The following is a 9,636-nucleotide window of genomic DNA, read 5'->3' as shown; positions in this document are numbered from 1 at the left end:
GGCCCTGGGAGGAGCCGTCCCCGTTCGCCGTCGCCAGCCCTGCCGCGCCCGCCGACTCCGCCCCCGCTACGCCCACCGCCTCGGAGGCCCCTGAGGTCTCCGCCCTGTTCACCCCCGTCTCCCTGGGCGCCCTCGAATTGCGCAATCGCCTGGTCATGGCACCTCTCACGCGCCTGCGAGCGGGCAAGGACGACGGCGTCCCCGGCGACCTCGCCGTCGAGCACTACCGCCAGCGCGCGAGCCTGGGCCTCATCGTCACCGAGGGCACCTGGCCCGTGCGCGAGGGCCGCACCTGGTACGGCCAGCCCGGCATCGAGACCGCCGAGCAGCAGGCCGGCTGGGCGCGCGTCGCCGACGCCGTCCACGCCGAGGGCGGGCTCATCGCCATGCAGATCATGCACGGCGGGCGTGTCTCCCACCCGGAGCTCACCGGCACGGGCCGCATCGTCTCGGCCGATGCGAGCGCGGGCTCCAACCCCATCCGCATCGCCGAGGGCAAGGTCCACCCGCCCGTCGCCGAGGCCCTGACCACCGACGAGGTGCGCAAGGTGATCGACGGCTTCGTCGCCGCGGCCCGTCGCGCCGTCGACGCGGGGATGGACGCCGTCGAGCTGCACGGCGCCAACGGCTACCTGATCCACCAGTTCCTCGCCCCGGCCTCCAACCACCGCGAGGACGAGTACGGCGGCAGCCCCGAGAACCGGGCCCGCCTGGCGGTCGAGGTCGTGACGGCCGTGGCCGCGGAGATCGGCGCCGAGCGCACGGGCATCCGCCTCTCGCCCGAGCACAACATCCAGGGCGCGCTCGAGACCGACCCGGCCGAGACGATGCGCACCTACCGCGCGCTCGCCGAGGGCATCGCCCCGCTGCGGATCGCGTTCGTCGACGTGCTGCATGCCGACCCCACCAGCGAGCTCGTCCAGATGATCCGCGAGGTCAGCGGCGCACCGCTGATCGCCAACACCGGCTTCGGGATCATCACCACGCGGCAGGAGGCGGCGCGCCTCGTCGCCGACGGCCTGGCCGATGCGGTCGGCGTCGGCCGGGCGGCGATCGCGAACCCGGACCTGGCCCGCCGCTGGCGTGAGGGCCTGGGGGAGAACGAGCCCGACCCGGCGACCTTCTACAGCGACGGTGCCGAGGGGTACACCGACTACCCGGCACTCGACGCGGGCTGACCCACAGGGCGGCCGCCGGCCCTCCGCAGCGCAGGGCGTTGCGGGTGACGGGTTCCGTGGCGCCGGCCCTCCGCAGCGCAGGCGCCCGCGGGTGACGGGCTCGCCGAGCGCCAGGCTGAGACTCATATGCGGCCGGATCTGAGTCGCAGCCTGGCGCTCGGCGATGACGACGGCGGCGGAACCGGGGGACGGCGGTGCTCGGGGAGAATGGGGCCATGCCTGAGCTCCCCACGCGCGGCGGCACGTTCACGATCGAGCGCGCCGCCGCCGCCGACGTCCCCGCGATCGTCGCGCTGCTGGCGGACGACGTGCTCGGCGCGACCCGCGAGCACACGGACCTCGCCGTCGACGAGGCCGCGTTCGCCGCGGTGGACGCCGATCCCCGCCAGTTCCTCGCGGTCGTCCGCGACGCCGAGGCGCGGGTGTGCGCCACCTGCCAGTTGACCCTGATCCCGGGCCTCTCCCGCGGCGGCGCCACCCGGCTGCAGATCGAGGCCGTGCGGGTCGCGGCGTCGGCCCGCGGTCACGGGCTCGGCACCGCGATGCTGCAGTGGGCCCACGACTACGGGCGACGGCACGGGGCCGTGCTCGCCCAGCTCACGACGGACGCCCAGCGGCCCGAGGCCCTGCGCTTCTACGAGCGGCTCGGCTACGCGCCCTCCCACGTCGGGTGCAAGCTCGCGCTCGATCCCGGGCACGGCGGAGACGAGGGGGAGGGCGCCTCCGGCATCGGCACGACTGGAGAGCCCGATGCAGACGCGGCGCCCGGCGAGGACATGACGGATGCCGCTGGCCCGTTCGGCGGGGCAGTCACCCGGTGAGGGCCCGCGGATCCGGCCGCACCGGGCGATTCCTCCGCGGCGTCATCCCGCTCGCCGCGCTCCTGGTCCTCGCCCTCGTGGTCGCCGCGGCGAGCGGGCGCATCGACCTCGACGCCCTGCGCGACCCGTCGTCCTGGCTCGCCCCGGCCGCGGCCGATGAGGCGCAGGCGACGGTGGTGCGCGTGGTCGACGGCGACACCCTCATCGCCGATGTCGACGGGGAGCGCACCCGCGTGCGCCTGCTGAACATCGATGCGCCCGAGCTGCACCACGGCACCCAGGCCCAGGAGTGCCTGGGACCTGAGGCGACGGCCTTCCTCGCCCGGCGACTGCCGGAGGGAACGACAGTGACCCTCGCGTTCGACCGCGAGCGCGAGGACCGCTACGGCCGCACCCTCGCCGGTGTCTACGAGGGGGATTCCCTGGTCAACGCCGAGGTCGCCGAGGCCGGGCTGGCCCTGCCCGTGCTGTTCGAGCCCAACGACCGCTTCTACGCTGCGGTGGTCGATGCCTCCGACGACGCCGAGCGCGCGGGCCGCGGCCTGTTCGACCCCGCGAGCGGGTGCGGGGGCTGAGACGGGAGATCGCCGCTACTCCTGTCGCTGCCCATGCTCCTCGCCGCGGCGCGAGTCCATGGACGGACGACGTCGGAGCAGGAGGATGATGAGCACTGTCGCGACGGCGCGGCATCGAGGACCGGCGACACCGGTCGGGCAGGGGCAGCGGTGGACGAGAAGCCCGCGGTGCGCATCGACTGGGACTACGGACTGATCCTCGAGTGGGCCTCGGACGATGAGCGGCACGATATCGACCGGGCCCTTCCGGCGGATCTCCGGGTGAGGATCCGCGCCTGGGAACGGGGCATGGAGGATGCCTACGGCCGTCTCCATGAGGACGACCCGCCGCCGGTGGACCCGCAGGCGGCCGCTCGCCTCGAGGCGGAGCTGACGGGGATCCAGGAGCGCCTGCGCGAGCTCGGCCATGAGGTCGAGGGGAATGGACGCTGGTGGATCGCCGCGGCGGGAGTGACGGTGCGCGACGTCGACTCGGGACGCTTCCCCGACCATCCGAGCCGCCTGATCCGCACCACCGCATCGGGGGACATCCTCGCGGTGCTCGTCCCTGCGGGCACCGACGTCCAGCCGCCGGGGTCGAACCCGCTCTCGTGGCTGACGACCGCGCCGGGGGAGGCGGGGATCCTGGACTTCCTGGCGCACAGGACGATCGGTCGCACGCGGTGGGACGTGGCTGTCGTGCTGGTCGGGGAGAACGCGTTCATGCACGTGGTGACTCGGGTGCGATACCCCGACCGGGAATGGGCCGAGGGCGCCTTCGTCGGGTGTGACGACGCGCAGGTGCGCTGGTGGCTGCGCTGGGCGCAGGCGTGAACCGGTGTGCGGTGATCGATGAGATCGGGCCTCGTGCCGGCGGTGGATCGCGGATGCGGTTCTGGGTGCTCTCAACGCGGCCCATCTCGGGGAGCCTGCCTATGCCGAGACCCTGCAGTCGACCATCGTGCTCGACGTGAGGACGCCCGACTCTCTGCTCCCGGCCCGCAGGACAGACGAAAGGCCCGAGCTCCAGTCGTCCGGCTGGAATTCTCAGGCCTTCTTCTCGGTCCGTCGTCACGGGGGCATGGACAACGCTCGTGGCACTGCGCCCTTCGTGCAACAGATATCGGTACGCACTGTGCAGACACGGAGAGCATCGGCCCCGCAGCGATCGCTCGCTGCGGGGCCCATGCGCTCATGCTTCTCGTGATCGATCGTCCATCTGCGGACGCGATCGCCACGATGTGTGGCACATCAGCTGTTGTCGATGGAGTGTCGATCAGGAGTCGGTGGTCGTGGAACCGTCGTTCTGCAGCACGCCGGAGGGGGCCGTGCTGTCCGACGATCCCGAGCTCGACGAACCGGAGCCCGACGAACCGGAGCCGGACGTGCCCGCGTCAGACGAGCCCGAGCCGGACGAGCCCGAGCCGGACGAGCCCGAACCGTCGGCCTGCTGCCCGCCGGGACCGCCCTGCCCCGCGGCGCCGCCCTGACCGTCGCCGGGACCGCCCTTCGTGCCGATCTGGTCGACCGAGGTGATCTGCTCGCCGTTGGCGGTGAGCGTCGCGTTCTCGAAGGTGATGTCGCCGTTGGCGTCCACCGGGCCGTCGCCGCCGTTATCGGCGCTCGTGATGGTGGTGGTGCCGCCGGTGATCTCGATGGTGCCGTTGGAGTCGAGGCCGTCGAAGTCCGCGTCGATCGTCAGCGTGCCGCCGGTGATCTGCAGGTCCGAGCCGTCATCGGACTCGCCGCCACCGCCCATAGCGCCGCCCTGGCCGCCGCCGGGGCCTCCGCCCTGGGGCATCTGGCCGTCGGCCGGGGCCTGGCCGGTGTCGCCGCCGCCGTCGGACGCGGCCGTGCCGCCGCTCGTCTGCCCGCCGGGCGCCTGACCGTTCGGGGCCTGCCCGCCCTGCGGAGGCTGCCCGCCGGGGCCGCCGCGATGGCCCTGCTGGGAGCCCGAGCCCTGGCCGGTCGTGCCCTGGCTGCTCGTGCCCTGGTCGGTGCTCGCCGAGCCGCCGCCGTCCGATGCCGCCGAGCCGCCGCCCGCGGTCGTGCCCGACGGGGCCTGCCCGCCCTGCGCGGCCTGCCCGGAGTCGGCACCGCCGCCGTCGGAGGCGCTGGATCCGCTCGTCGCATCCGTGCCGGACTCCTCGGCCGCGGCCTCTGCCGCCGTGGTCATCGCAGTCGCGTTGATGCCGTCGTCGCTCGCGGTGATCGCGACCTCCCCGCCGGCCATGATCACGTTCATCGCCTCGATGCCCTCGACGGACTGCGCGATCGTGAGCTTCCCGCCGGTGACCTGGACGGCCTGCTCGGCGTCGATCCCGTCGTCCTGGGACGTGATGGTGGTGGTGCCGCCCGCGACCAGCACCCAGCCGCGGTCGGTGTCCTCATAGTTATCGGACTTCAGGGCGTCGCCGCCGCTGGTCAGATCGAGCGTGCCGTCGAGTACCGAGACGTAGTCCTTGCCGCGGATCGCATCGTCGGCGGCGTGCACGGTGACCGTGCCCGAGGCGATGACCAGGCCGTCCTTCGTAGAGATGCCGTCGTTCGCATTGCCCGTGACGTTCAGGGCGCCGGCGCCGGCGATCGTCAGGTCGCTCGCCGAGGCGATCGCCGCGACGGGGGTGGCGTCATCGGCCACCTCGTACGAGGAGCCGTCCGCGACCGCGTTGGTCGTGCCCTCGGCCAGCGACAGCACCACCTCGTCGGCGTTGTCCACAGCGATACCCGTGCCGTCGGCGTGGGTGATCGAGGCGTTGTCGAGGACCAGCACCACCTTCGCGTCGTCCGGGGCGTCGACGACGAGCTGCCCGTCCGCGAGCGACCCCGAGACCCGGTACACGCCCGCGGCCTTCACGGTGACGGTCGAGCCGTCGACCGCGACATCGGAGCTGCTGGAGCTCGAGCCGGAGTCCGCCAGGGTGATCGTCTGCTCGCTCGAGGCGTCCCAGGTCGTGTCGTCGGCGGAGTAATGGGTGTCGATGCTCGCGAGGTCCGCGGCCGACGTGGCCGTCACGGAGCTGCTCGCGCCGCCGCCGTCGCTCGCGCCGGTGGAGCCGTTGGAGCCGGTGAGGGCCGAGGAGACCCCGCAGGCGGCGAGAGCGAGGACGGCGGTGCCGGATGCCGCGGCGGTCGCGGTGCGGCGGATGGTCGTGGTCTTCATGGTGTGTCCTTCCCGGCCCGGGAGGGCGCGGCGGTGGGTGTGTGCGGTCGGCGGCGGGAGCCGCCGGGACTGCGTCCGGGGCGACGCGGTCGGGGAGATGGGGTGGGCCGATGGTCTGATCGGGGACGAGCGGCTGGGGGCGGGACGACGGTTCCTCGCCGCCCCGCCCGCGGCGTCACTTGCCGCCGGGGCCGCCGCCCATCTGCGTGCCGAGCTCGTCGGCCGAGGTGATCGCGGTGCCGTTCGCGGTGAGGGTCGCGTTCTCGAAGGTGATGTCGCCGTTGGCGTCCACCGGCGCGTCCCCGCCGTTGTCGGCGCTCGTGATGGTCGTGTCGCCGCCGGTGATCGCGATGGTGCCGTTGGAGTCGAGGCCGTCGAACGCGGCGTCGATGGTGACCGTGCCGCCGGAGATCGTCAGCGTCGAGCCGTCATCGGACTCCGAGCCCATCGCCTGGCGGGAGTTCTCGGTGTCGTCGCTGCTCGTGGACTCCGCCGCGGCGGCCTCCTCGGCGGTGGTCTTCGCCGTCGCGTTGATGCCGTCGTCGCTCGCGGTGATCGACACCGTGCCGCCGGAGACGGTGATGTCCTGCGCCTCGAGGCCCTCGACCGCCTGCGCGATGTCGAGCGTGCCGCCCGAGACGCCGATCGCCTGCTCCGCGTCGATGCCGTCATCGCCCGAGTCGATGGTCAGGGAGCCGCCGGTGATGCTCACCCAGCCGGCGTCCTCGTCCTCGTAATTGTCGGACTTCAGGGCGTCGCCGCCGGAGGTGATGTCCAGCGTGCCGTCGAGCACCGAGACGTAGTCCTTGCCGCGGATCGCGTCGTCCACCGCGGTCACGGTGATCGTGCCCGAGGCGATGACCAGGCCGTCCTTCGTGGAGATGCCGTCGTTCGCGTTCCCGGTGATGTTCAGGGCGCCGGCGCCGGCGATCGTCAGGTCGCTCGCCGAGGCGATCGCCGCGACCGGGGTGGCATCGTCGGCCACCTCGTACGAGGAGCCGTCGGCCACCGCGTTCGTCGTCCCGGCGGCCAGCGAGATCGTGACCTCGTCGGCGCTCGTCACCGAGATCGCGCTGCCGGTCGTGCTCGTGATCGAGGCGTTGTCGAGGATCAGGGTGACGTCGGCGTCGTCGGCGGCCGTGACGACCAGCTGCCCGTCGGACAGCGAGCCCGAGACGCGGTAGACGCCGGCCTCGGTGATCGTGATCGTCGAGCCGTCGACGCTCACGGAGCCCGAGGACGAGGTGGAGCCCGAGTCGGCCAGCGTGATCGTCTGCTCGCTCGAGGCGTCCCAGGTCAGGTCGTCCTGGGAGAAGTGGGTGTCGGTGCTCGCGAGCTGCGAGGACACCACCGAGGTGGTGGTCGTCGTGCCCGACAGCGTGGTGTCCGTGGTGGTGGCGCCGGCGGTGATCCCGCAGGCGGCGAGGGCGAGGGTCGCGGCGCCGACGGTCAGGGCGGCGGTGGTGCGGCGGATCGAGCGGATCATGGTGAGGCTCCTGGTGTCGCGGGCGGTGGGGCGCCCGATGGCTGTGGACTGCGGGGTGCGGGCGTTGGGTTCTGGACTGCGGGTTCTGGACTGCGGGGTGCGGGCGGCCCGTCGGGCCTGCTCCGTCCTGCGTGAGATCCACTCTCGGGACCGCCGCTGTGCGGGAGCTATGTCTGGGGGAGGGGGCGGCTTTGCGTCAGCGCCGGGGCGGGCTGGGTGTCTGCAACAACTGGTAGCCATGCGTGCAGACGAGCCTCTGAGAGAGGGTGTCTGCACGCATGGCTACCAGTTCTCGCGCGGCGTCCGCGATGGCTCCGTGGCCTCTCGCTCACGCCGCCCGCAGCGTCCCCAGCGTCCGGTGCCACCGGTTCGCGGAGAGGTCGCCGCGCAGCAGCGCCAGCCCCGTCGCGTACTTCGAGATCCGCACCGGGCGATGCCCTGCCAACCACAGCAGCCGATCCGCCGTGCCCGCGCGCGAGCCCGACTTCGTCTCGACCACCACCATCCCCGCGAGCTGGTGGCGTCCGGCGTCGGGAGCGGCGGCGCGCGGCGGCACCGGGGCGGACTCCTCCGCGTCGGCCTCCGCGCCCGTCAGCAGATCCGTCCAGGTCAGCGCGCCGTCGATCGTCAGACGCGCTCCCTCGGACTCCACCAGCAGCGTCGTCCGGTCGTACTCGGTGCGCAGCTGCGGCAGCAGGGCCGCCTCGGGGGAGGGGACGCCGGCGTCGGCCACGGCCGTGTCGACGAACTTCCGCAGCGCCCCGGTGAGGGCTGCGGTGTCCGAGGGCAGGGGTAGTGCGGGCGCGGGCGCGGTTGCAGTTGCTGTTGTACGTGCAGGTGCAGGTGCAGGTGCAGGTGCGGGGGGCATCGCGCCGCGATCCCCGCTCGCTGCGAGTTCCGCGCGGACCTTCGCCGACTGGCCGCGGCCCGTCAGCGTCTTGACCTCGAGGAAGCTCGCGCCGGTGTCGAGGTAGTCGCGACGGCGCACCTTGAAGCGTCGCCGCCGGCCCGTCGCCGCCGTCCGGTACGAGACCAGATCCGCGGTGTCGTAGTACGTCGAGCGGTATCCGAAGGTGCGGGCGCCGCCGATCTCCAGCACGCGCACGTCCCCGTCGAGGGCGTGCAGCAGGCGGTGGGCCGAGGCGATCGGCACCAGGTACTTGCGGTCCGTGCGGGTCATGAGGGACGCCCGCGCGGTGAGCTCGTCGAGGCCGATGGGCGGGAGCTCGTCGAGGCCGATGGGCGGGAGCTCGGCGATGCCGTGCAGGGCCGTCGCCTCGGCGAGTGCGGCCCGCACCGAGATCGGCTGCGGCATCCGGGCGGCGCGGCGGCCGTGGGGGCGGTCGGCGGCGGTCATCGGGCGGTCCCGGTGAGGATGCGCTCGCGCGCCGGGGCGTCGGCGGGGGCCGCAGGGAGACCGTCGGTCCGATGCTCCGCGGTGCGGCCGTCGGTGCTGCGGGAGACGGAGCGCTGCGCGGCGGCGGTCCCGGTGGTCGCCAGCGGCGCAGCGTGGAGGCGGTAGCGGACGTCGACCGTGGTCGTGTCGGAGACCAGGTCCAGCTTCTGCACGGTCAGGGCGGTCACGTCGGCGCCGAGGCGCGCGGCCAGGTGGGCGCGCAGGTCGCCCTCGTCGGCGATCGCCCGGTCCAGGACGATCACCTGACGGCGGTGCCGCGCCAGCACGGTCGGGTGGTCGACCACGGCCAGGGTGGCCACGATCAGCGCCATGAAGCCGGCCGACAGCCAGATCGGGGTGATGCCGAGGCCACCGATCAGGCCGAGCGCCAGCATCGCGAAGTAGTAGGCGATCTCGTGCTGGGACAGCTCGTCCGAGCGCAGGCGGATGATCGATAGGACGCCGAACAGACCCAGGCCCAGCCCGGCGGTGACCGCGGAGCTCGCCAGCAGCGCCGAGACCGCGAGCACGCCCACATTGATGCCGCACAGGGCCACGACCAGGTCGCGGCGGCGGTGGCGGGGCCAGTACACGCCGAACGTCAGCGCGGCGGCGGCCACGAGGTCGAGGGCGTAGAGGGCGAGGGTGTCCATGGCTGGGCTCCTGGTGGGGTTCATCGGGGCGGGCGGTTGTCGTGGGGACGACTCTCCAGGCCGATGCTGTGCGGGAGCTATGCCGGGCCTGGCGCGGGGATATGGGGTGCGGATGGGCCGGTCGGGGCCGCGGGGCCACGGCTGCGCGCGGTCCGGGGGCAGAGCGAGGCGGGGCCTGGATGTCAGGCGGGGCCTGCCGAGACGGGGTTGGCGCGCATGCCGCTCGGCGGTGCTGCGGAGAGCACGGGAAGTGCTGCAGGTATACGCGGAGATAGGACGTATACGGGCCTCTGCGCGCGTATATCTGCGGTGCTTCCCATTGCCCCCTCGGGTCAAGTCCCCGGAAGTGGTGTAGCGATCCTTCGGCGATAGGGATCAGGCTGTC

8 protein-coding genes are annotated in these 9,636 nt (G+C 73.2%); 4 read left to right on the top strand and 4 right to left on the bottom strand.

The features are described 5' to 3' along the window. Positions 1 to 155 precede the first annotated feature (155 nt). The 4 genes from FM110_RS09710 (at position 156) to FM110_RS09695 (ending at position 3,387) form a co-directional block, all read left to right on the top strand. On the top strand, positions 156 to 1,178 hold the full coding sequence (locus tag FM110_RS09710) for an oxidoreductase (protein ID WP_234992193.1): 1,023 nt from the start codon (positions 156 to 158) through the stop codon (positions 1,176 to 1,178). A 215-nt stretch (positions 1,179 to 1,393) separates the two neighbouring features. Beyond that, entirely contained in the window at positions 1,394 to 1,999 is a 606-nt protein-coding gene (locus tag FM110_RS09705) for a GNAT family N-acetyltransferase (RefSeq protein ID WP_087104566.1), read from the top strand. Continuing rightward, positions 1,996 to 2,574, top strand: coding sequence for a thermonuclease family protein (locus FM110_RS09700; protein WP_234992191.1), 579 nt, complete (start codon positions 1,996 to 1,998; stop codon positions 2,572 to 2,574). Before FM110_RS09705 ends, FM110_RS09700 begins: the two co-directional genes overlap by 4 nt. Positions 2,575 to 2,724: 150 nt before the next feature. Further along, the gene (locus FM110_RS09695; RefSeq protein ID WP_087104565.1) at positions 2,725 to 3,387 is read left to right on the top strand and encodes a hypothetical protein; all 663 of its coding nucleotides are present in this window, start codon (positions 2,725 to 2,727) and stop codon (positions 3,385 to 3,387) included. Between the two features lie 442 nt (positions 3,388 to 3,829). Here FM110_RS09695 and FM110_RS14310 read toward each other — a convergent pair whose 3' ends face one another. The 4 genes from FM110_RS14310 to FM110_RS09675 all read right to left on the bottom strand — a co-directional run bounded on the left by FM110_RS14310 (position 3,830) and on the right by FM110_RS09675 (position 9,251). Beyond that, positions 3,830 to 5,716: a carbohydrate-binding domain-containing protein gene (locus tag FM110_RS14310; RefSeq protein ID WP_087104564.1), complete on the bottom strand. Its 1,887-nt coding sequence runs from the start codon at positions 5,714 to 5,716 to the stop codon at positions 3,830 to 3,832. A 175-nt stretch (positions 5,717 to 5,891) separates the two neighbouring features. Next, a complete protein-coding gene (locus tag FM110_RS09685) occupies positions 5,892 to 7,202 on the bottom strand; it encodes a carbohydrate-binding domain-containing protein (protein WP_159458035.1) in 1,311 nt (436 codons plus the stop codon). Between the two features lie 328 nt (positions 7,203 to 7,530). Further along, positions 7,531 to 8,559: a VTC domain-containing protein gene (locus tag FM110_RS09680; protein ID WP_234992183.1), complete on the bottom strand. Its 1,029-nt coding sequence runs from the start codon at positions 8,557 to 8,559 to the stop codon at positions 7,531 to 7,533. Continuing rightward, entirely contained in the window at positions 8,556 to 9,251 is a 696-nt protein-coding gene (locus FM110_RS09675; protein WP_200810214.1) for a DUF4956 domain-containing protein, read from the bottom strand. Before FM110_RS09675 ends, FM110_RS09680 begins: the two co-directional genes overlap by 4 nt. Between the last annotated feature and the right edge of the window lie 385 nt (positions 9,252 to 9,636).

The organism is Brachybacterium nesterenkovii, from assembly GCF_900163655.1.
GTDB lineage: Bacteria > Actinomycetota > Actinomycetes > Actinomycetales > Dermabacteraceae > Brachybacterium > Brachybacterium nesterenkovii.
Note: the sequence above shows the minus strand (reverse complement) of the source record. Positions and strands in the feature narration are given on the sequence as shown.